General features: G+C 73.0%; 22 protein-coding genes. 14 read left to right on the top strand and 8 right to left on the bottom strand.

The window, feature by feature from the left end; translation table 11 throughout:
• Nucleotide 1: 1 nt before the first annotated feature.
• Nucleotides 2–1,591: a PLP-dependent aminotransferase family protein gene (locus ABZS40_RS29340; RefSeq protein WP_354946817.1), complete on the bottom strand. Its 1,590-nt coding sequence runs from the start codon at nt 1,589–1,591 to the stop codon at nt 2–4.
• A 62-nt stretch (nt 1,592–1,653) separates the two neighbouring features.
• Between ABZS40_RS29340 and ABZS40_RS29335 the strand changes: the two genes are divergently transcribed.
• Both ABZS40_RS29335 and ABZS40_RS29330 read left to right on the top strand, forming a co-directional pair.
• Complete coding sequence (locus tag ABZS40_RS29335) at nt 1,654–2,265, top strand: LysE family translocator (RefSeq protein WP_354946815.1); 612 nt, start codon at nt 1,654–1,656, stop codon at nt 2,263–2,265.
• Nucleotides 2,266–2,272: 7 nt separating this feature from the next.
• Nucleotides 2,273–3,004, top strand: coding sequence for a phenylalanine--tRNA ligase beta subunit-related protein (locus ABZS40_RS29330; RefSeq protein ID WP_354946813.1), 732 nt, complete (start codon nt 2,273–2,275; stop codon nt 3,002–3,004).
• On the opposite strand, the gene ABZS40_RS29325 is transcribed toward ABZS40_RS29330, so the two are convergent.
• Nucleotides 2,977–3,579, bottom strand: a complete 603-nt coding sequence (locus ABZS40_RS29325) for an MBL fold metallo-hydrolase (RefSeq protein ID WP_354946811.1) — start codon at nt 3,577–3,579, stop codon at nt 2,977–2,979. The two genes, ABZS40_RS29330 and ABZS40_RS29325, sit on opposite strands and share 28 nt — an antisense overlap.
• 79 nt (nt 3,580–3,658) lie before the next feature.
• Here ABZS40_RS29325 and ABZS40_RS29320 point away from each other — a divergent pair, with 79 nt between their 5' ends.
• Nucleotides 3,659–4,465 (top strand): SDR family oxidoreductase, encoded by an 807-nt coding sequence (locus ABZS40_RS29320; RefSeq protein ID WP_354946809.1) that lies wholly within the window; start codon nt 3,659–3,661, stop codon nt 4,463–4,465.
• A gap of 19 nt (nt 4,466–4,484) precedes the next feature.
• On the opposite strand, the gene ABZS40_RS29315 is transcribed toward ABZS40_RS29320, so the two are convergent.
• Nucleotides 4,485–5,093 carry a hypothetical protein gene (locus ABZS40_RS29315; protein ID WP_354946807.1) on the bottom strand — a complete coding sequence of 203 codons (609 nt, stop codon included), beginning with the start codon at nt 5,091–5,093 and terminating at the stop codon, nt 4,485–4,487.
• A 181-nt stretch (nt 5,094–5,274) separates the two neighbouring features.
• On the opposite strand from ABZS40_RS29315, the gene ABZS40_RS29310 reads away from it, so the two are divergent.
• The 3 genes from ABZS40_RS29310 to ABZS40_RS29300 all read left to right on the top strand — a co-directional run bounded on the left by ABZS40_RS29310 (nt 5,275) and on the right by ABZS40_RS29300 (nt 7,642).
• Entirely contained in the window at nt 5,275–6,372 is a 1,098-nt protein-coding gene (locus ABZS40_RS29310) for a DUF5919 domain-containing protein (RefSeq protein ID WP_354946805.1), read from the top strand.
• Between the two features lie 73 nt (nt 6,373–6,445).
• A complete protein-coding gene (locus ABZS40_RS29305; protein ID WP_354946803.1) occupies nt 6,446–7,333 on the top strand; it encodes a pentapeptide repeat-containing protein in 888 nt (295 codons plus the stop codon).
• A gap of 72 nt (nt 7,334–7,405) precedes the next feature.
• The gene (locus ABZS40_RS29300; RefSeq protein WP_354946801.1) at nt 7,406–7,642 is read left to right on the top strand and encodes a preprotein translocase YidC; all 237 of its coding nucleotides are present in this window, start codon (nt 7,406–7,408) and stop codon (nt 7,640–7,642) included.
• Nucleotides 7,643–7,649: 7 nt separating this feature from the next.
• Here ABZS40_RS29300 and rnhA read toward each other — a convergent pair whose 3' ends face one another.
• Both rnhA and ABZS40_RS29290 read right to left on the bottom strand, forming a co-directional pair.
• A complete protein-coding gene (rnhA, locus tag ABZS40_RS29295; RefSeq protein ID WP_030491933.1) occupies nt 7,650–8,123 on the bottom strand; it encodes a ribonuclease HI in 474 nt (157 codons plus the stop codon).
• Nucleotides 8,124–8,133: 10 nt separating this feature from the next.
• Nucleotides 8,134–9,414, bottom strand: a complete 1,281-nt coding sequence (locus ABZS40_RS29290; RefSeq protein WP_354946799.1) for a lycopene cyclase family protein — start codon at nt 9,412–9,414, stop codon at nt 8,134–8,136.
• A gap of 395 nt (nt 9,415–9,809) precedes the next feature.
• On the opposite strand from ABZS40_RS29290, the gene ABZS40_RS29285 reads away from it, so the two are divergent.
• From ABZS40_RS29285 to ABZS40_RS29260, 6 genes are all read left to right on the top strand, one after another.
• A complete protein-coding gene (locus ABZS40_RS29285) occupies nt 9,810–10,295 on the top strand; it encodes a hypothetical protein (RefSeq protein WP_124775133.1) in 486 nt (161 codons plus the stop codon).
• Between the two features lie 113 nt (nt 10,296–10,408).
• A complete protein-coding gene (locus ABZS40_RS29280) occupies nt 10,409–10,993 on the top strand; it encodes a class F sortase (RefSeq protein ID WP_354946797.1) in 585 nt (194 codons plus the stop codon).
• A gap of 132 nt (nt 10,994–11,125) precedes the next feature.
• A complete protein-coding gene (locus ABZS40_RS29275; RefSeq protein WP_354946795.1) occupies nt 11,126–12,226 on the top strand; it encodes a magnesium and cobalt transport protein CorA in 1,101 nt (366 codons plus the stop codon).
• Nucleotides 12,227–12,437: 211 nt separating this feature from the next.
• The gene (locus ABZS40_RS29270) at nt 12,438–12,854 is read left to right on the top strand and encodes a YchJ family metal-binding protein (RefSeq protein WP_354946793.1); all 417 of its coding nucleotides are present in this window, start codon (nt 12,438–12,440) and stop codon (nt 12,852–12,854) included.
• Between the two features lie 188 nt (nt 12,855–13,042).
• On the top strand, nt 13,043–13,774 hold the full coding sequence (locus ABZS40_RS29265) for a DUF4287 domain-containing protein (RefSeq protein WP_354946792.1): 732 nt from the start codon (nt 13,043–13,045) through the stop codon (nt 13,772–13,774).
• The gene (locus ABZS40_RS29260) at nt 13,771–14,157 is read left to right on the top strand and encodes a VOC family protein (RefSeq protein WP_354946790.1); all 387 of its coding nucleotides are present in this window, start codon (nt 13,771–13,773) and stop codon (nt 14,155–14,157) included. Before ABZS40_RS29265 ends, ABZS40_RS29260 begins: the two co-directional genes overlap by 4 nt.
• A 46-nt stretch (nt 14,158–14,203) precedes the next feature.
• On the opposite strand, the gene ABZS40_RS29255 is transcribed toward ABZS40_RS29260, so the two are convergent.
• From ABZS40_RS29255 to ABZS40_RS29245, 3 genes are all read right to left on the bottom strand, one after another.
• Nucleotides 14,204–15,544, bottom strand: coding sequence for an MFS transporter (locus ABZS40_RS29255; RefSeq protein WP_354946788.1), 1,341 nt, complete (start codon nt 15,542–15,544; stop codon nt 14,204–14,206).
• A 247-nt stretch (nt 15,545–15,791) separates the two neighbouring features.
• Nucleotides 15,792–16,892, bottom strand: coding sequence for a hypothetical protein (locus ABZS40_RS29250; RefSeq protein ID WP_354946786.1), 1,101 nt, complete (start codon nt 16,890–16,892; stop codon nt 15,792–15,794).
• A 361-nt stretch (nt 16,893–17,253) separates the two neighbouring features.
• On the bottom strand, nt 17,254–17,724 hold the full coding sequence (locus ABZS40_RS29245) for a DIP1984 family protein (protein WP_354946784.1): 471 nt from the start codon (nt 17,722–17,724) through the stop codon (nt 17,254–17,256).
• 183 nt (nt 17,725–17,907) lie between these two features.
• On the opposite strand from ABZS40_RS29245, the gene ABZS40_RS29240 reads away from it, so the two are divergent.
• Together ABZS40_RS29240 and ABZS40_RS29235 are read left to right on the top strand one after the other, a co-directional pair.
• Entirely contained in the window at nt 17,908–19,038 is a 1,131-nt protein-coding gene (locus ABZS40_RS29240) for an N-acetylmuramoyl-L-alanine amidase (RefSeq protein WP_354946782.1), read from the top strand.
• A gap of 88 nt (nt 19,039–19,126) precedes the next feature.
• Complete coding sequence (locus tag ABZS40_RS29235) at nt 19,127–20,701, top strand: FMN-binding glutamate synthase family protein (RefSeq protein ID WP_354946780.1); 1,575 nt, start codon at nt 19,127–19,129, stop codon at nt 20,699–20,701.
• Nucleotides 20,702–20,939: the final 238 nt, after the last annotated feature.

Genomic DNA, 20,939 nt, shown 5'->3' with positions numbered 1-20,939 from the left:
TTCATCTGCCCGGTCGGCCCGGGGCCCGATCGCGGGGCCGGTGATGCTCGCGTGCGTCCGGCCGGCCTGCTCCCAGAACACCAGGCCCCAACGCGCCCCTGCCACCGACGTCATCGTGGTGACCGGAGCCGAGCGCGGCGGCGACAGCGGCGACGCCGTCCTCGATCTCGGTCGGTGTACGGGCCGCGTAGCCGAGCACCAGGCCGGGCCGGTACGGCCGCTGGCAGTGCCAGGACAGTGGTTGCACCTTGACTCCGCGCGCCAGCGTCGCCGCCGCCAGCTCGGTGTCGACCACGGCGTCGTCCAGCGTGATCATCAGGTGCAGGCCGGCGGCGGCGCCGTGCACCGTCGCCGACGGCAACGCGCGGGCCAGCGCGGTGATCATGGCGTCCCGCCGACGGATGTGTCGCCGCCGCAGCAGCCGTAGATGCCGCTCGAAGGCGCCGGAGGTCATCAACTCCGCCAGCACCAGTTGCGGGAGCACGGCGTTGCCCAGGTCGGCGTTGCGCTTGGCGGCCACCACTGCCTCGCGCAGCCGCGCCGGCACGAGCAGCCAACCGACCCGCAGTGCGGGGGCGAGCAGTTTGGAGACACTGCCGGCGTAGCAGACCTGCTCGGGCAGCAGACCACGCAGCGCCGGCACCGGAGGACGGTCGTAGCGGTGCTCGGCGTCGTAGTCGTCCTCGATGATCAGACCGCCGGCCCGCGCCCAGGCGACGAGCTGTCGGCGGCGGTCACCGTCGAGCACCACGCCGGTCGGGAACTGGTGCGCGGGGGTGAGCATCACGGCCGGTACGCCGCTGGCGGTCAACTCGTCGACCCGCAGCCCGGCGTCGTCGACCCTGATCGGCGGGGTGTCCATCCGCCAGTTGTTCAGGTGCTGGCGCACCCCGAGCGAGCCCGGGTCCTCGACGGCGATCCGGTCGACACCGGCGGCGGTGAGCGCCTGGGCGAGCAGCCCGAGCGCCTGGGAGACGCCGGCCACGATGATCACCTCGGCGGGGTCGACGCTGATGCCGCGGTTGCGGGCCAGCCAGGCGGCGACGGCCTGTCGCAGCGCGGGCGTGCCACAGGGGTCGCCGTAGCCGAGGTCGGCCGCGGCGACGCGGCGCAGCACGCTCCGTTCGGCGCGCAGCCAGTCCGCGCGGGGGAAGGCGGCCAGATCGGGTACGCCGGGCGTCAGGTCGATGGTCGCGTGCGCCGCGCGTACCGCGTCGAAGATGTCGGTGCCCGGTGCCGGCGGGAAGGTAGCGGCCGGTGCCGGCGCGGCGGCCGTTGTGGGTGTGGGCGCGGCCGGCGCGGCGACGACCACAGTGCCGGCCCGGCCCCGACCGGCGACGTGCCCCTCCTCGGTCAGGCGCTGGTACGCCTCGGTGACCAGGCCCCGGGAGACACCGAGGTCGGCGGCGAGCACCCGGGTCGGGGGCAGCCGGTCACCGACCGGCACCCGCCCCTCGGCGATGGCCTGCCGCAGCCGGTCGGTCAGCCAGTCGGCGCGCCCGCCCGGCGCCGCGTCGGTGACGGTCAGGTGCAGGAAGTCGGACCCGGCCGATATGGACCCCTCGGACGCAGTCACTTTGGCTCTGCCCATCGGACCATTGTGGCAGCAGAGTGAGCAGGAGCCCGACCTGCCAACTCCGCCGGAGGACGATCGTGACCATCCCGTTCCTGATCACCACGCTGATCGTGGTGGTCACCCCCGGCACCGGGGTGATCTTCACGCTCTCCGCCGGCCTGTCGCGGGGTGCGCGGGCCGGCGTGCTGGCCGCGTTCGCCTGCACGCTGGGCACGTTGCCGCACCTGCTGGCCGCGATGACCGGGCTGGCCGCGCTGACGCAGACCAGCGCCGCGGCGTTCGAGACCGTCCGCTACCTCGGCGTCGGCTACCTGCTCTACCTGGCCTGGTCCGTGGCCCGGGACCGTGACGCCTTCGCGGTGACCACCGACGCCCCACCCCGCTCGGCGATCTGGGTGATCGTCTCCGGGGTGCTGGTCAACCTGCTCAACCCGAAGCCGACGATGTTCTTCGTGGCGTTCCTGCCGCAGTTCGTGGACACCACGGCGCCGGGTTCGACCCGGGCGATGCTCGGCTGCGGCGCGGTGTTCATGCTGCTCACCTTCGTGGTGTTCAGCGGCTACGGCATCTTCGCGGCCAAGGTACGCGACAGGGTGCTGACCCGACCGCGGGTCACCGACTGGCTGCGCCGATCCGCAGCCGGCACGTTCGTCGCGCTCGGCGTGACCCTCGCCCTCACCGAACGATAGGACCACAGTGCATTTCGAACATGCTCCACAGCTGCGCGAGGCGTACCCCGACCTGGTTGCCGGTGTGGTGTGGTCCGCCGGGATCACCGCCACCGCCGACGTGACGGCACGCACTGCCGATCATCTCGCCGACGCGCGGCGGCGGTTGGCGGGCGGGGCCGAGAGCGGGTTCCCGGAGATCCAGGCGTGGCGGCGGGCGTACGCGGCGATGGGGCTGCGGCCCACCAGGTACCGGTGCGCCGCCGAGGCGCTGCTGCGTCGGCTGCGCCTGGACGGCGAACTGCCCCGGGTGCATCCGCTCGTCGATCTCTGCAACGCCGTCTCGGCCGCGTACGCCATCCCGGTCGCGGTGCTCGACCTGGACCGGGTCGACGGCGACCTGGTGGTCCGCCCGGCACACGGCGACGAGGAGTACCTGAGTTTCGCTGGCGACACCGAGCACCCCGAGCCGGGCGAGGTGACCTTCGTCGACTCCGCCGGGCGGGCACACGCCCGACGGTGGACCAACCGGCAGAGCGGCTGGTCGGCCGTGCGGTCGGGCACCTCGTCGGTGCTGATCGTCGCCGAGGCGCTGCACCCGGGTGGCGAGCCGGCGGTGACCCGGCTGGTCGCCGACCTCGTGACGGAGCTGACCGACGGGTGGTCGGCCCCGTCGGCCGCCGCGGTGCTCACCGCCGCCGCGCCCCGTTTCCGCACCCCGACGGCAGATGGTCAGGCGGTGTCGCCGGGCATCAGGTGACGGTAGCCGGGGATCGTCTCGGCGAACCAGCCAGCGACACTGGCCAGGCCGCGGTCGTTGAGCTGCGCGTCGTGGATCGGGTACGCCGCCGCCGCGCCCACGGCGCCGGCGAACCGGATCGCCTCGTCGAGGCGCAGCCAGGACCCCTGGGCCGGGACGAGCAGGGTGCGCACCGGCTCGTCCGGCACGTGCAGGGCGTCGCCCGGGTGGTAGAGCTCGTCGCCGATCAGATAGCCGAGGTTCGGGCAGTCGGGCTGCCCCTCGTGGATCGCGGCGTGCCGGCCGCCGTGCGCGCTGACCGGGATGCCGGCAGCAGTGAACCGCTGCCCCGCACGGACCCGGGTCACCGGCAGCGGGGCGAGATCCGGCAGTCGGGCGCCCTCCGGCGCGTACACGGGGACACCGAGACCGGCGAGCCGCAACACGTCCATGTGGTCGGTGTGCTCGTGGGTGACCAGGACGGCGTCCGCGCCGACCAGGGCCTGCGGCTCGCTCCACGTCCCCGGGTCGACGACCAGCACCCCGCCGTCGTGCTCGACGCGCACACAGGCGTGGGTGAACCGGGTGATCCGCATCAGGCGACGGTACGCCGACGGCACATCGGTCGTGGTCCCCGTGGCGGTTGGGCCGGCCCCGCCGGGGTAGTGCGGCAGCATGCCACAGCGATACGAGAACTACCCCAGGATCGCCGTCGTCACCGGCGCGGACTCCGGCATCGGCAAGGCCTGCGCGGTGGCGCTGGCCAAGGCCGGCTTCGAGATCGGCATCACCTGGTACGGCGACCCCGACGGCGCGGAGCGGACGGCCACCGAGGTCCGCGCGACGGGTCGGCGCTGCGAGGTCGCCGAGGTGGACCTGACCCGGCTGCCGGACGCGGCGGCGGTGGTGGACGAGCTGGCCGACCGGCTGGGCGGCATCGGGGTGCTGGTCAACAACGCCGGCATCGGGGCCTCGGCGCCGTTCGTCGACACCGGGTGGGAGCAGTGGCGCGAGGTGCTCACCGTCGACCTGGACGCGCCCTTCCTGTGCGCCCAGCGGGCCGCGCGACGGATGCGGGCCACCGGCGCCGGCGGGCGGATCATCAACATCACCAGCGTGCACGAGCACGCCCCCCGGGTGGGCGCCGCCGCGTACTGCGCTGCGAAGGGCGGGCTCGGGCTGCTGACCCGGGTGATGGCCCAGGAGCTGGCCGCCGACGGGATCACCGTCAACGCCGTCGCCCCGGGCGAGATCGCCACGCCGATGACCGGTCAGGAGGGTGTCGACCCGTTCACCCAGGAACGGCCCGGCGTGCCGCTGGGGCGACCCGGCGACGCCCGGGAGGTGGCCGCCGTGGTCGCGCTGCTCGCCTCCCCCGCCGCCAGCTACGTCACCGGCGCGTCCTGGCCGGTCGACGGGGGCTTGTCGCTGATGGGTCCCCAGGCCACTGCGTTGACGAACGACGACTGGCGATCGGTCTGAGCGGCACCGGCGGGCGCCGTCAGCGCATCGGCGCGGCCGACGCCCGGACGATGTAGGCGAACTGCACACCGAACGCCACCACCGCGACCAGCACCCCGACCACTACCGTCAGCCCGACCCCGGCCCCGACGGTCGTGGCCACCAGGGCGATGCCGAGCCCGCTCAGCACCGCGTTGACCGCTCCCACGAGTGCGGCCGTGGTCAACATGAACTCCCACCGCCCCGGGCGCGTGCCGACCAGGTTCCAGGCCGTGCTCATGGCGTCGTCGGCCACCACCGCGTCGGCGAAGAAGTCGTGCTCACCGGCGAGATGATGTTGGTAGTAGGCCCGGATGCGCTGGATCCGCAGCAGGTCCAACGAGTTCTCCACTGTGGTCTCCACGAGCCGCAGGAACGTCAGCACCCCGATGATGACCAGCGTCGGTAGCACCGCCGCCAGGTACGGCCGCACCAGCTTGTCGTTGCTGGCGACGAAGCCGAGACCGATCAGCGCCGCCGACAGCACGGACAGGAAGATGGTGGCGCGGCCGGTGGCCTCGGCGATGGTGCCGGCGCGCGACGTCTGCAACGCGTAGTGCTCGGTGGTCAGGACGGTGAGAAGCGCCTGCTCGCGTTCACTCTCGTCCACCCCGCCACCCTCCGTGGTCGCACGACTCCGTTACCGTCACCCTATGAGCGGTGGACCGGGTCGCAACGGCGAACCGGCCGCTCGGAGAACGGGACAGCGCCCAGCAAAGCGGGCACGTATCCTCCGAACTCCGGTGATCAGCAAGCGGCGGTGGGGCCGACCGACGGCGGAAGGGGACCGGATGCCCGGGTGGGCTGGTCGGGGCGGGCGGCAACGACGGGCCTTCGTCGTCGGTGGGGCACTCTTCGCGATCGCCGTCGTCATGTTGCTGGCCGCCTGGCGCAGCACCGGTTTCCTCAGCGACCTGCTGCTCAACCTCGGGGCCAGCGTGGTCCTCGCCGCCATCTCGTACGTCATCTTCGACCCGTTGTTCGAGGAGGCCCGCAAGGCGCGGGTGCAGGAGCACCTCAGCTTCGACCAGCAGGCGTTCGTGACGCGGCTGCACCGCTCCGGTCGTCGGGTGCGCATCCTCGACACCTGGACGATCCTGCTGGAGCAACGGCACCGGGAGGAGACCCTGAGCGCGGTGCGAGCGGCGCTCGCCAACGGCGCCCAGGTGCAGTTGCTCCTGCTCGACCCCGACTGCACCGCCGCCCAGCAACGCTCCGAGGAGCTGGAACGGCAACGGGTGGACGTGCCCCGGCAGATCCGCACCAACCTGCGCCACCTGGCCGCGTTCACCGAGGCGCTCGACGCGCGGCTGCGACACCGCCTACAGGTTCGGCTCTACGACGCGTCCCCGTCGATCCAGCTCTACCAGTGGGACGGGCGGGCGCTCATCTCGTTCTTCCCGATCGGGAAGTTGTCGTTCAACGTGCCGCAGCTCGAGGTGGACATGGACAGCCCGTGGGGCGGGTTCGTGCACGCCCGGTTCGAGGAGCTGTGGGAGCACGAGCAGGCCACCCTCGACCTGGAGCGGTACTGGTCGGTCACGGTCACGCTGCGCCACGACGAGTCGGACGTGGTCGAGGTACGCGTGCCGTACGTGACGGTGGACGGGCAGCACCACGTCGACTGTCGGGGGTTCCGGGTCACCGGGCCACTGACCGTGCGAGCCGTGCTGCCGCCCCGCGCGCCCGGGGCAGCCCCCGGCGTGTTCGCGCTGGCCGAGCCTGCCGACGGGGACCGTACCCCGGTCGAGGTGGTGAAACGGCACTTCGACCAGAAGTACGGGCACGGCGACGGCGAGCGGGACGTCCGCCGACTGGTGCCGCCGCCGGGCGATGCCCGTACCCCGGCGCCCCGCCCCTCGACGGCCGGCGACACGCACGCACGGTGACCCCCCAACGGACCGTCGGCCCGGCACGGGAAACAATGGTGGCCCAACCCTGATCGCCAGGAGGACCGTCGTCGTGTCGCACCGCACCGCACCGCCGTCCGGGGCGGCGCAGCTGCGCGCCGACTGCGGACGCTGCTTCGGGCTGTGCTGCGTGGTGCCCGCCTTCGCCGCTTCGGCGGACTTCGCCATCGACAAGCCGGCCGGCTCGCCCTGCCCCAACCTGCGCCCCGACCACCGCTGCGGCATCCACACCGAGCTGCGCCAGCGGGGTTTTCCCGGCTGTACGGTGTTCGACTGCTTCGGCGCCGGGCAGCAGGTCGCCCAGGTGACCTTCGGCGGGCGGGACTGGCGGGACGCGCCGGAGACGTTGCCGGCGATGGCCGAGGCGTTCGCGGTGCTGCGACCGCTGCACGAACTGCTCTGGTACCTCACCGAGGCGGTGGCGCTGCGCCCGCCGGCCGACCTGCGCGCCGAGCTGGAACGCGCCCGCGCCGAGACGCTGACGCTCACCGAGGGTGACCCGGCGCACCTTCGCGCCGTGGACGTCGCCGACCAACGGAACCGGATCAACCCGCTGCTGTCCCGGGCCAGCGACGTGGCCCGCGCCCCCGACGGCACCGACCGGCGGGGCGCGCGCCTGCTCGGGGTGGATCTGCGCCGCGTCGACCTCCGCCGGGCCAACCTGCGCGGGGCGTTGCTCATCGGCGCCGACCTGCGCGGGGCGGACCTCGGCCTGGCCGACGTCACCGGCGCGGACCTGCGCGGCGCCGACCTGCGGGGCGCGGACCTGCGGCGCACGCTCTTCCTGCACCAGACCCAGCTGGACGCCGCCCGGGGGGACACCCACACCGGGCTGCCGCAGACGCTCACCCGGCCGGCGCACTGGACGGCGCTGCCGCTCACCCCGGTCCGTCAGCCGGCCCGGTCTCCCGCACCCGCCCGTCGGGGCCGACGTCGCTGACCGCGAGGTTTCGGCCCTGACGACGCCGGGTAGCCAGCGCCGACGCGAACCGGCATCGACGGGGGGCACGGCGTGGGCTACCGAAAACGCGACGGTGAGCTGCCGGGCGACCCGCAGCACAGCGAGGACGAGGCCGGCCAGGTGCCACTGGTGCAGGTCGAGACGGACACCGAGGTCCCCGCACCGGCGGACACCGACGTCCGGCCGGACATCGTGACCGAGCCCGACAACTCGGGCGTCGCCGGTGGTTCGTCGGGCAGCAGCGGCGGCGGGTCGAGCATGCCGGGGCACCCCGACGCGACCCGCTGACCCAGGCTCAGCGGCTGGTCAGCGCGGCCCGAGCCTCGGTCATGCCCTTGTTGGCGAGCCCGTCGGCCCGCTCGTTCTCCGGGTGACCGTTGTGCCCCTTGACCCACAGCCAGGTGACCTCGTGCCGTTCGCAGGCCGCCTCCAGCCGCTGCCACAGGTCGGCGTTCTTCACCGGCTGCTTCGCGGCGGTCCGCCAACCGTTGCGCTTCCACGACGCCAGCCAACTGGTGATGCCGTTGCGCACGTACGTGCTGTCGGTGTGCAGCTCCACGGTGACCGGCCGGTTCAGGCTCTCCAACGCCTGGATGGCCGCCATCAGTTCCATCCGGTTGTTGGTGGTGGGCGTGGCCTCGCCGCCGCACAGCTCCCGCTCGTGATCGCCGTAGCGCAGCAGCGCACCCCAACCACCCGGACCGGGGTTGCCACTGCACGCCCCGTCGGTCCAGATCTGCACGCCCCTGCCGGCCGCCGCGTCCACCATGCCCGGCAACCTACCGGGCGCGCAGGTCGTCCTCCCCGCTCGGGGGGCCGCCGCGCCGAGCCGCCGGCGCCGAGCCCACCACCGCGGGTGGGATGGCCGGCGCGGGCCGGGTGGGGCGCAGCCGGTCGCGGACCCGGTGTACCGCGTCACCGGCGGTCGCGGCGATCATCGGCACCAACCGGGTCGAATTCATGATCGCGACCTCCTCGGCCGGGGTGGTGCCGCCGTCGAGGAAGCGCAGCACCCGCTCGGCCGGGTTGCGGTCGAAGAGCCGGTCGAAGAACTCGGGACCGCCCACCCCGCCCCGGTCCAGCGCGCGCAGCGCCACCGCGTCCATCCAGCGGTGCCGGCGCGGGTACGCCGGGGCGGGCACCGGAGCGCGGCCCGCGGCGAGGGCGCGGGCCACCTGGTCGGCCTGGCGGTACATGGCGGAGAAGGTGAAGCCGGTGGAGGGGCGGGTCGCGCCACCGGCCGTGCCGAGCCGGACCACGCGGGGGGTGGGCCGGGCCGGGAACGGCGCGTCGGTCATCGGGATCACCCCGTTCTCCACCTCGCGCACCCGCAGCCCGGTCGGATCCAGCCCGAGCAGGTCCCGGTAGCCGGCCAGCGCCGCGTCGTACCCGGCGTCGGTGAGCAGGTCCGGTGAGAACTCGGTGTACTCGACCAGGGCGTAGCGGTCGCTGACCGGCAGCACGTACCCGAAGGAGACACCCAGGGGCGGTTGCGGGGTGCGGAAGTCCATCAGCACCGCCCGCGTCGGGTCGAACACCGGCCGGTCAGCCTCCAGCCACCACCCCCGGAAGTGCTGCAACCAGGTCGTTCGCCCCGCTCGCGCCGGTGGGCGGGGGCGGGAGTCGAGCACCCAGCCGGCCCGTACGCAGCGCCCGTCGCCGGTGCGCACCAGCACCCGGTCGCCGTCGTCGCGCACCGTCTCGGCGGGGGCCACGATCCGGGTGGCGTCGAGGCGACGCTCGGCGTCGGCAGCCCGGTCGTAGACCGGGCCGGAGCGGAGCATGGCGTACCGCAGCGGGGTGAGGTCCAGGACGCGGCGTCGCGCCGCCGTCGCCACCTCGACCTGCTGCCAGCTCGCGCTGAGCAGCGGGTCCAGGTCGCTGTCGGGGTGGCCCCAGAACGCCCAGGTGCGGTCCTGACCGCGTCGGCGCACCGGGTCGACGATGGCGACCCGCAGATCCCGGACGCCGTGCCGGTCCAGTGCGGCGAGCAGCAACGACGCGGCGCCGCCGCCACCGAGCAGCGCGAGGTCGACGTCGAGCGGCGCGGAGTCGGTCACCCCCACCACGCTGCCACACGGCCGCCCGACACCACCGGACGGGCCGCGACGGCGCTCAGGCCACCGGGGCGGGCGACTCGAACGGGGGCGGGTCGGCAAACGCGCGCCAGGTGGTGCATTTCCGCCGTCGTCGGCAATACCTCGCCCCAGGCCCAGCGACGACAGCCCGGCCGGAGCAGACATCGATCGGAGCACCGGTGCCGGTCGGGCCGTCCGGGCCTTTCCGCAGCTCTCCCCGCCTTCGGGTGGACACGTGACGGCAACGAGGATTTCTCATTTTCACCTGATCGAGGACCCAACCCACCTAGTGTTGGGCACACCGGTGCTAGTCACGGAGTTGGCCACCCGAACGACGTCCCACGCAGTCAGCGGACGAAAAGTGAGGGAAGACGCGTATGAAGGTCTCAACAGCACTCTGCTCGGCGGCGCTCGGCGTGGGCCTCGGCACGCTCCTGCTGCCAGGCGCCGCACTGGCCGACACCACTGTGTCACCGGCCACCACCCCGGTCGGTGGGACCGTCGTGCTCACCGCGACGACCTGCAACCCGAAGTCGGGTGACGCCATCTTCCGGGTCACCGGCCCCAACCGCGACCAGAACGTCCGATCCACCACGGCCGCCGCCGGCGGCGGGCTGAGCGCCGAACTCTTCACCGCCGGGTTCACCCTGGGCACGTACACGGTGGCGGCGACCTGCGGCGACGGCAGCTCGGCCGGCACCGCCACCTTCGCCGTCACCCCGATCGGCGGCGCGCCGGCCGGCTCCGGCGGCGACAACCGTGACACCGGCGCTCTCGCCGCCGGCGGCACGCTGCTCGGCACCGCCCTCGCCGGCGCGGTGATCCTGATCCGCCGGCGCCGTCCGGTCTCCACTGTCGCCTGATCGGCGACCGTTCCATCCCTGAGACGGGTGCCCGCGCCGGGAACACCGGCGCGGGCACCCTGACGATCCGGTACGGAGGTGCACACGTGTGGTGGCGGCGGACCCTACCGGCAGTGGTCGCCCTGCTCGGCGTCAGCGGGCTCGGGCTGATCACCGTCGGCCTCACCGCCGACCCGGCGCGGCCACCACCACCGTCGGCCGACGCGCCGACCCGCACCCACCCCGCACCGGACCTGGCACCGCTGCCACCCGCCGCGCCGGTCCGGGTGCAGATCCCCGCCATCGACCTACGCGCCGACATCGTCCCCGTCGGCGCCGACGCCGCAGGGGTGCTGGAGGTGCCGCCACTGGACCGGCCCACCCTCGCCGGCTGGTACCGGCACGGCGTCAGCCCCGGCGAGACCGGCAACGCCGTCCTGGTCGGACACGTCGACGCGCCGTCCGGCCCGGCGGTCTTCTTCGACCTCGGTCGGCTCCGCGCCGGGCAGCAGGTACAGGTCACCCGCGCCGACGCACGGGTCGCCACGTTCACAGTGGACGACGTCCGGGCGTACCCCAAGGAGCACTTCCCCACCACCCTGGTCTACGGCCCGGCGGACGCCGCCGGGCTGCGCCTCATCACCTGCGGCGGCCAGTTCGACACCGCCACCGGCAACTACGTCGACAACGTCGTCGTCTTCGCCACCCGCACCGCCTGAGCCGCGCCGCAGACCCGAGCCGCCCGCCCGCCGGAGCCACCGCCCCGCTGTCGGGAGCCGGACCCCGCTCGGCAGAATGCGGTGGCACCATCCCCTGATCGGGACGGTGCGCCGACGAGGGGGAGGCACGCGGTGGATCAGCGACCGGTACGGGACCGGACCGGTCGAGGCGTACGCGCCCTGGCCCGGCGACTGCTCGGACGGGTCGAGGGCGACTCCCCCACCCCCCGCCGGTCCAACCCGGACGCCGTGGTCGACTGCGCCGTCTACGTCAACGGCCGGCGCGAAGCCGGTCAACAGCACTACGCCGACGCGTACGCCCGGGCGCGGCACGGCCGCGACGCCTTCGTGTGGCTGGGACTGCACGATCCCGGCCCGGCGGTGCTCGCCGCGGTCGGGCAGACCTTCGGCCTCGACGAACTGACAGTCGAACAGGCGCTCGCCGACGGGCACCGGCCCACAGTGCAGCGCCACGGGTCGGTCACGCTGCTGGTCCTGCGCACCGCCGGGTACGTGGAGCACGACGAGCTGACCGAAACCTCCGAGGTGATCGACACCGGGGACGTGATGGTGCTGCTCGGTGACCGCTTCGCCATCACGGTGCGGCACGGCGCCGCCGGGACGCTGCGCAGCGTCCGCGCCGACATCGAACGCCGCCCCGCGCTGCTGGCCGCCGGCCCGTGGGCGGTGGCGTACGCGGTCTGCGCCCGCATGGTCGACTCCTACCTGGAGGTGGCCGGGCACGTGGAACGGGACCTGGAGCGGGTCGAGGAGGCGGTGTTCGCCCGCGACCGCACCGCCGACATCCAGCACATCTACCAGCTCAAACGGGAGGTGGTGGAGTTCAAGCGGGCGGTCCTGCCGTTGCAGGCGCCGATGCGTACGCTGCTCGACCCCGACGGCCCGCCGCGTGCCCTGCACCGCTGGTTCGTCGACGTCGACGGCCGGCTGAGCCGGGCGGTGGACCGGGTGGCCGCGTACGACGACCTGCTCACCTCGATCGTCCAGTCGCGACTGGCGCAGCTCGCCGTCGAGCAGAACAACGACATGCGCAAGATCGCCGCTTGGGCGGCCATCGCGGCCACCCAGACCGGCATCGCCGGCATCTACGGCATGAACTTCGACCGCATGCCGGAGCTGGCCTGGCGCTACGGCTACGCCGGGGCCCTCACCCTGATGGCGGCGGCGGCCCTGTTCCTGTACCGGCTGTTCCGCCGCTCCGGCTGGCTGTGAGGCCCGCCGCGCCGCGCCGCGCCGCGGCTCGGCGCGGCCCGGCGCGGCCCGGCGCGGCGCGGCCCGGCGATCTTGCACTTTGTGTCGTCGATCCGCACCTTTTATGCCCTATGCCACGACAGAAAGTGCAAGATCGCGGGGCGGGGCGGGGCGGGGCGGGGCGCGGGGTGGGGTGGAGCAGGGGTGGGGTGATTGGGGCAGGATTGGTGACGTGGGTAAGGGTGCGGGACGTCGGCGGGCGAGCGCGACAACGGGACGGGTGTGCCCGTGCGGCTCCGGCCGGGCGTACGCGGACTGCTGCGCGCCGGCGCACGACGGAGACGCCCCGGCGACGGCTGAGGCGTTGATGCGCTCCCGGTTCAGCGCCTTCGCCCTCGGCGACACCGGTTACCTGCTGCGCAGCTGGCACTCCTCGACCCGACCCGCCTCCCTGGAGCTCGACCCGGGGCAGCGGTGGACCCGACTGGAGATCGTGGAGACCGAGCGGGGCGGCCTGCTCGACACCGCCGGCACGGTGACCTTTCACGCGCACTACCGGGCCGGGGGCCGGCCCGGCACGGTGACCGAACACAGCCGGTTCGTCCGCGAGGACGGCCGGTGGGTCTACCTCGACGGTGACCAACCCTGACGCGTGTTTGGGCGTAGGATGACGTCGGCGTAGTCCTGCGCCGCACCTCCCTCCCGGCGCTCACGCCGTCGGCAACGCGGAGGCAGAGGGGGCCTGGAGCCCTCGGGACGTGGTGCCACATGCCCCACTCCGGCGGGGTCGGCGGGAGCGTGAGTCCCGGTGACCGTGCCGTTGACCGGGAGCATGTGATGACCACTCAGAGATCGTTCAAGGCCCGGGTCCGGGCCCGGATGGGGAAGACCGGCGAGAGTTACACCACCGCCCGCCGGCACCTGATCAATCGGACCGTCGAGCCGACAATGGCGTCCATCGCCGCGTCCCCCCCAGCACCTGCCGAACCGACCGCCGCGGCTGCCGCAGCGCAGACCGAGCGGATCGCCGACGAGCTGATCCGCGCCCGGACCGGCCGCGGCTGGGCCGAGTGGTTCGACCTGCTCGACGCCGCGTCCGCCACCGAGTGGACGCACACCCGGATCGCCCGTCACCTGGCCACCGAACACGAGGTGCCGGGCTGGTGGGCGCAGACCATCACCGTCGGGTACGAGCAGGCACGCGGCCTGCGCGCGCCGGGTCAACGACGCGGCGGCGGCTTCGAGGCCAGCGCGAGCCGGACGGTGGCCGTGCCGGCGCCGCGACTGTTCGAGGCGTTCGCCGACGAGACGGCACGCGCACGCTGGCTGCCTGATGTCGAAGTACGTGTCCGCACCGCCACCGCACCGCGCAGTTTCCGGGCCGACTGGGCCGGTGGCCCCACCAGGATCGTCGTCGGTATCGACGCTGTCGGCGAGTCAAAGGCCCGGGTCAACGTCCTGCACGAGAAGCTGACCGCAGCCGAGCAGGCCGCGGAGCTCAAGGCGTACTGGCGGGACCGGCTCGCCGCACTGAAGGCACTGCTCGAAACGGACGGAGACCACCGATGACCATGACATTCATCAACCTGCCGGTGCGCGACCTGACCACCGCGACCGAGTTCTACCGGGCGATCGGCTTCACCAACGACCAGGCCGAGCCGGACGGCGACAGCACGGTGCTCACCATCTCCGACAGCACCCGGCTGGTGCTGCACCTCCGGTCGGGCTTCGAGGCGTACACCGGGGTCGCCGCGACGGACACGGCGACCAGCCGGGAGGTCATCGTCGGGCTGTCGGCGTCGAGCCGGGGGCAGGTCGACGAACTCGTCGACCAGGCGGCGGTCGCCGGCGGGGAGTCGCTCGGGCCGGGGATGGCCAACGGGCCGATGTACATGCGCGGCTTCCGGGACCTCGACGGCCACCAGTGGTCGTTCCTGCACATGGCCGGCTGACCGCGCGGGGCGGCGGCGGCCCCAGCAGGCCGCCGCCGAGCCCCGGTCAGTCCTGGCCGCCGGGCACCGCCGCGGCCACGCCGGCGGGCACTGCCGTCCGGCGCCGGCGGCTGTTCAGCAGCACCATCGCCACCACGAGGTACGCCCCGGCGGTGAACGCGAACGCCACCGCGTTGCCGGCCGACGTGGCGAGCAGACCGTAGCCAGCGTACGTCACGATGATCAGCACGTCGGTGGCCATCCCGGCCAGGGACGTGACTGTGGCGCGGCTGGAACCGGTGATCCGGGCCTGGAGTCGCGCGTCGGCCAGCACGGTGGCCAACTGCGCGGCGCCGAACGCCACCGCGAGCAGCACGAACCCCGCCGGGTGCCGCAGCAGGGCACCGCCGGCCAGCGCGACGCCGACCAGCCCCAGCAGCGCGGCGTAACCTCGGCTGCCCAGCCGCTCCCCCGCCGGGGCGAGCAGCCCGCCGACTGTCACTCCGGCCCAGAGCAGCAGGAGCAGCAGGGGTACGGCCTGCGCCCCGACGCCGGTGTCCAGGGCGAGCAGCGGGGTGTACTCGTCCAGGGCACCCCAGTCGGCGGCGACCACTGCCACCAGCAGCACGGCGGCCCGTACCGGCGGACGGGTGCGGACCTGCGACACTCCGGCCCGCAGCGTGTCCCACCACCCCAGGTCACCATCGTCGTCCGGGTTCGCGGGCGCGACGGCGTCCGGCTCGTCCTGCCGGGGTGGTGCGGCGCCCACCGGCCGAGCGGCCATCGCCGGCTCGGCGACCGGAACGCGTACGGCCCTTGGCGCGCGGTGTTCCGGGAGGCGAGTGGCGACGATCGTGGCGAGCAGGCAGGCGAGCACGCTGGCCGCGCCGACCGCCGGGTAGCCGCCGACGGCGAGCACCGGGCCGGCGAGCACTCCGGAGACCACCACGCCCAGCACACCCGCCGTCCGAGCCCGCCCGAGCACCCGGGCGTACCTGTCGACAGCGCCGAGCCGGTCCAGCTCGGTCCAGACCAACGCCTCCAGCGCGCCGGAGACCAGTGCGCCACCGGCGCCCCAGAGCAGGAAACCGACAGCGAACGCCGGGTACGACGGCAGCAGCACCCAGAGCGCGAAACCGGCGGCGGCCACCAGCGGGGCGAGGCACAGCAGCAGCCGGCGGGACAGCACGTCGGCCCAGGCGCCGGAGGGCACCTCGAACAGGATGCCGGCGGCGGACCAGATGACGAAGAGCGACGCGATCTGCCCCACCGACAGCCCGGTGTCGGCGAAGAACACGACGTACAGCGGGTAGAGCAGGACGAGGTCACTGAGGAACGCGTACCCGTAGAGGGTCGCCGTGAGCCGACGGACCGCCGGCTCGGGCACGCGCGAAGCGATGGGGATCATGGGGCCTTCCCGTGGGAGTGGAGACGGACACCGGACGTGCGGTGCCCGTGGTGGCCCACGGGATCGGCCGACGCTGCTGGATCAATGTCGCCAGGTCATGCCCGCGATGCTAGACAAACGGCGCGGCCGCGGCCAGCGTTTTCGGCGTGCCGAGCAGCGCGAACCGTGCCGGGTGAGCGAGGCGGGGCGGACAGCGCGAGGCGGGGCGTGATCAGATCGATTCCGCCCCGCCTCCGTACCGCTGGTGTCAGCGCCGGTCGACCGGCGGAATGACGGTGGTGGTCTCACTGTCGTCGCTGGTGCGCTGCCCGGGCACCGCGCGGTCGGTGCCGCCCGTGACCACCTGGGTCGTGTCGGGGTCGACACCGGTGCCCACCGCCTGCGTGACGTCCGAGCCGGCCGAGCCGCTGACCACCTGGGTCGTGTCGTCGGTCGCGGCGGGCCGGGTCGGGTCGGAGGTGACCGGGAAGCGGACGACCTGGGTGGCGTCCGTGTCGGCCGGCCGGGTCACGACCTGGGTGGCGTCGGCGTCGGCCGGCCGGCTCACCACCTGGGTGGCGTCGGTCTCGGCGGGCCGGGTCACCACCTGGGTGGCCTCCGGGTCGCTGGTGGTGGTCGACGCGTGCGCCAGCTCCGCCTCGGCGTCGCGGCGGCCGGCCCGGTACGCCTGGGCGTGCTCGGCGATCAGCTGCGACTCCTGCTCGGCGCGGGTCAGCCACGACTCCCAACGGCTCTGCATCGGACGGATCAGGCCGCCGCCGACACCGACGACGAGGATGCCGCCGATGGTGGCCAGCACGGCGATCAGCACGGGAGTGGTGACCGCTGTGGCGACGCCGATCTGGTTCAGGGCCGCGATGACGCCGAGGCCGAGGATGAACACCGAGGCGATGGTGGCCAGCACCCGGCCGTACGACAGGCCGCCGAGGGCGCCACTGATGATGTCCTTGACCGCGTTGGCGATGGCGGCGGCGACCACGACGATGACGATCGCGACGAAGGCGCGGGGCAGCCACGCGATCACCGCGCCCAGCAGGTCGGAGATCGGGTTCGGCCCCCAGATGCCGAAGGCGAGCTGAAGCGTGAACAACAGCACCGCGTAGTAGACGAGTTTCGCGACGATGTCGCTGGCGTCGTACCGGGAGCGGCTCAACGCGCGGCGGATGCCGCCGCGTTCGACGGCGCGGTCGAACCCGACCCGCTCGAGGACCTTCTCCACGATCTTCAGTACGGCCTTGGCGATCAGCCATCCGGCCACCAGGATCGCCAGGAAGGCGACGGCCTTGGGCAGGAAGAGCATCACCGAGCGGAGAGCGTCGCCCACCGCGTCGCTGACGTTGTCACTCATCTGGTCATTCCTTAGGAAGGGGCAGCCGGAACGGTCAGCCCCCGACCTACCCCCGACCCGACGCGCGGAAACGCCGACCAGGGGCGGTCGCCCTCCAGACCGGGGTGCTGGTGAGCGAACAGCACGCGGCGGCGCGGATGTGGAGTGCCCCGAACCCGCCCTCGCCGTCGAGGATCTGTACGTGGTGATGAGGTGTGCGTGTTGCGGTGTTACCTGTCCTCGGTGCTGGGCTGCATTGTGCTTGGGGAGTTGAACCCCGCGCTGCCCACCGCGCGCCAGGAAGGGTGCCGGGGTTGCAGCCCGGACCTGTGTGTACACGCCTCCACGACGGCTACCTGCTCCACATCGCTGCTGGGATAGGTTAGTCCAGCAGGTCAGCCTCCCAGTTGGTGCGCTGAATCCGCACCTCGAGCTCGCGGAGCTGCCCGGCGAGCCCGTCGGCGCGTTCCCGAAGCTCGGCGACCGGCAACGCGGCGAGCATCTTCAGCTCGGAGCGGAGCTGCCGGGCCACGTGACCCCGGCCGCTACCGGCGGCGGCGTCGGCGGCCGCCGTGATGGCCGCGTGCCGCAGTCGCAGGACGTCCCGCCGGGCCAACGCGTCGGTGAGCGTTCCGAGGTCGTCGACTGGCACGGTGGCGTTGGTCCGGTTGATGCGCCGGATCAGCGTCTCCAGGTTGTCGAGGACCTGGTCCAACTCGGTCATGAGCACCGTGGCGTCCTCCGGAGGCAGCTCGCCCTCCTGGTACCGGGCGCTGCCGTTGATCCGGGTCCGCAGCTGCTCGACCCGTCGTGCCGCCTCGGCGCGTTCGGTCAGCGCCTCACCAAGTTTCATCTTCCACCCCCGAGTCAGCGGCGAGGTTAGCGGAACGTTGATCTTTTGGCCACCGGTTTTCGGCCTCCCGCTGCGGTGGGCGCCCTCTAGCGCGCGGGCGAGTTTTGGCAATATTCTTCGGAGTGCGTGCGGCCACTGGAGCTACTTTTCATCCCCCCGCCGTCGGCCGCAGGAGGAGATGCAATGCACGTCGACCATTCCGAAGTGGATCGCCGGACGCTGCTGCGGGCCGGTCTCGGTGCCGCCACGGTCGCCGTCGTCGGGAGCGAACTCGCCTTCCCGGGCGCGGCGCAGGCCGCGCCGGGCACCGACCTGGACTGGATCATCAGCTGTGACGAGTGGGCTGCCCGCCCGCCGAAGGACCCGCTGTCGGTGAGCGCCATCGCCACCAACAAGATCATCGTGCACCACATGGCGTTCCCGAACGTCACCGACTACTCCCGCGAGCAGGCGGTCAAGCTGGCCCACGACTGCCAGGACCTGCACATGGACGGCAACGGCTGGTCCGACACCGGCCAGCACTTCACGGTGAGCCGCGGCGGTTACGTGCTGGAGGGCCGCCGGGGCAGCCTGGAGCGCCTCGAAGCCGGCGACCGGCAGATGATCTCGGCGCACTGCCCGGGTGAGAACGGCCGGGCCATCGGCATCGAGAACGAGGGCACCTACGTCACCGAGACGCCACCCAGGGCGTTGACCGACTCGCTGGTCAAGCTCTGCGTCGCGATCTGCCGGCAGTACGGGCTGCACGCGCACGACATCTTCGGCCACTGGGACTTCCGCACCACCGAGTGCCCGGGAGCGGCCTTCTACCGGCAGTTCCCCGAGTTGCGGCGGCGGGTGCACGCCGCCCTGGGCACCAAGCTCGGTGACGTGCCAGCACGCCGCTGGCCGGACCTGTGGCGTTTCGTCAACTCCCCCTCGGTGCGGGTGGTGCAGCACCTGCTCGCCCACCGGGGTTACCCGGTGACCGTCAGCGGCACGTTCGACGCCGCGACCGTCGCGGCCGTGCAGGACTGGCAGGCCCGCAACGGCATCGCTGTGGACGTGGACGCCACGCTCACCACGCCGACCTGGGAGACGCTGGCGCCGGAGCTGGACCAGCACGCCGCCGGAGCGCCGGTCACGGCCGTGCAGGAAATCCTCGCCACCAAGGGGTACGCGGTCACCGTCACCGGGGCGTACGACCACGCCACCCGGAGGGCGGTGCAGGACCTTCAGGCGCTGCACGGGCTGCCTCGCAACGGCAAGCTGAGCACGAGCACGTGGTGCACTGTCGTCGGCGGATCGGTCCGCGAGTCGTTCCGGCACCGCTGAGCGCGTGGTGGCGGTGCGGGGCCCGCCCGCACCGCCACCAGCCGGCTCATCGGTTTGATCCGCCGCCCGGGCGGAAAGAACCCCGGGCATGACCTGGGCCCGTCGAGCCGTACCCGCTGTCGCCGCCGCCGTCGCGGCCCTCGCCGCGCGGGACCTGATCCAGCGCGACCACGCGCTGCTGCGCAACTTCCCGGTCCTCGGCCGCGCCCGCTACCTCCTGGAGACGATCGGGCCGGAGCTTCGGCAGTACATCGTGGCCGGCAACAACGAGGAGCGGCCGTTCACCCGCGACCAGCGCCGCTGGGTGTACGCGTCGGCCAAGCAGGAGAACAACTACTTCGGTTTCGGCACTGACAACGACATCGAGTACACCCCCGGGTACCCGATCATCAAGCACCGCACGTTCGGCCGTGCCGTGCCGCCGTCGTCACCGACCGCCGGGCACGACGTGCGGTTGCCCTGCGCGAAGGTGCTCGGCGCGGCACGGGGACGCGCCCGGGCGTTCCGACCGGAGTCGGTCGTCAACATCTCCGGGATGAGCTTCGGCTCGCTCTCCGGCAACGCCATCACCGCGCTCAACAAGGGGGCGGCCCTCGCCGGCTGCCTGCAGAACACCGGCGAGGGCGGCCTGTCGCCGTACCACCGCAATGGTGGTGAACTGGTCTTCCAACTCGGCACCGCGTACTTCGGCTGCCGCGACGAGCACGGTCGGTTCAGCCTCGACCGGCTGAAGGACCTGGTCGCCGGCGCACCGGTGCGGGCGCTGGAGATCAAGCTGAGCCAGGGCGCCAAGCCGAGCCTCGGTGGGCTGCTGCCCGGGGCGAAGGTGTCCGCCGAGATCGCCGCCACCCGGGGCATCCCGGCCGGGCAGGACTGCGTCAGCCCGTCCCGGCACGCCGAGTTCTCCGACTGCGACAGCCTGCTCGACTGGGTGGAGTTGCTGGCCGCCGAGACGGGTCTGCCGGTCGGCATCAAATCGGCGGTCGGCGACCTGGGCTTCTGGCAGGAACTGGCCACCCTGATGCGGGACACCGGCCGGGGTGTGGACTTCGTGACGATCGACGGCGGCGAGGGCGGCACCGGCGCCGCACCACTGATCTTCACCGACTCCGTGTCGCTCCCGTTCCAGCAGGGCTTCTCCCGGGTGTACAAGATCTTCGCCGAGCACGACCTGCACGAGCAGGTGGTCTTCGTCGGCGGCGGCAAGCTCGGCCTGCCGGACAACGCCATCGTGGCGTTCGCGCTCGGCTGCGACCTGGTCAACGTCGGTCGGGAGGCGATGCTGGCGATCGGCTGCATCCAGGCGCAGAAGTGCCACACCGACACCTGCCCCACCGGCGTCGCCACCCAGAACGCGTGGCTCACCCGGGGCCTGGACCCGACGGTGAAGTCGGTCCGGGCGGCCAACTACGTGCGGACGCTGCGCCGGGACCTGACCAAGGTCGCCGAGGCCTGCGGCGTCGAACACCCCGGCCTGATCGGCACCGACGCCGTCGAGATCCTGGACGGCCGCACCGGCTCCACCCCACTGCACGAGGTGTACGGATACCGACCGGAATGGGGACTGCCCTCGGCAGCCGACCAGGCGGAGATCGTCCGGCTGATGGTCCCGGAGGCACCCCAGGGGGGCAGCGCCCCGCCCTCCGCCACCGCCGTCGGCTGAGATCGCGCCCGACCTCCGACCCCGCTGGCTTCGGGCCGGGAGCCATATTCGCTCATGAGCGGTATGCCTGTGAGTCATCAATATGACTCACAGGCATAGCCCGTTTCCGCGACACGCCCTCCAACTGCCGACGGTTCGGCAACAGCCTCGGCTCGGCAACCGATCGCCCGCGCCACCCCGGCTGAGCACAGCGCCAAACGGGATAACGCGTGGAGCCGCTGCCGAAGGCACCCGTATG

This window comes from Micromonospora sp. NPDC005324, from assembly GCF_040607155.1.
Taxonomy (GTDB): Bacteria; Actinomycetota; Actinomycetes; order Mycobacteriales; family Micromonosporaceae; genus Micromonospora; species Micromonospora trifolii.
Note: the sequence above shows the minus strand (reverse complement) of the source record. Positions and strands in the feature narration are given on the sequence as shown.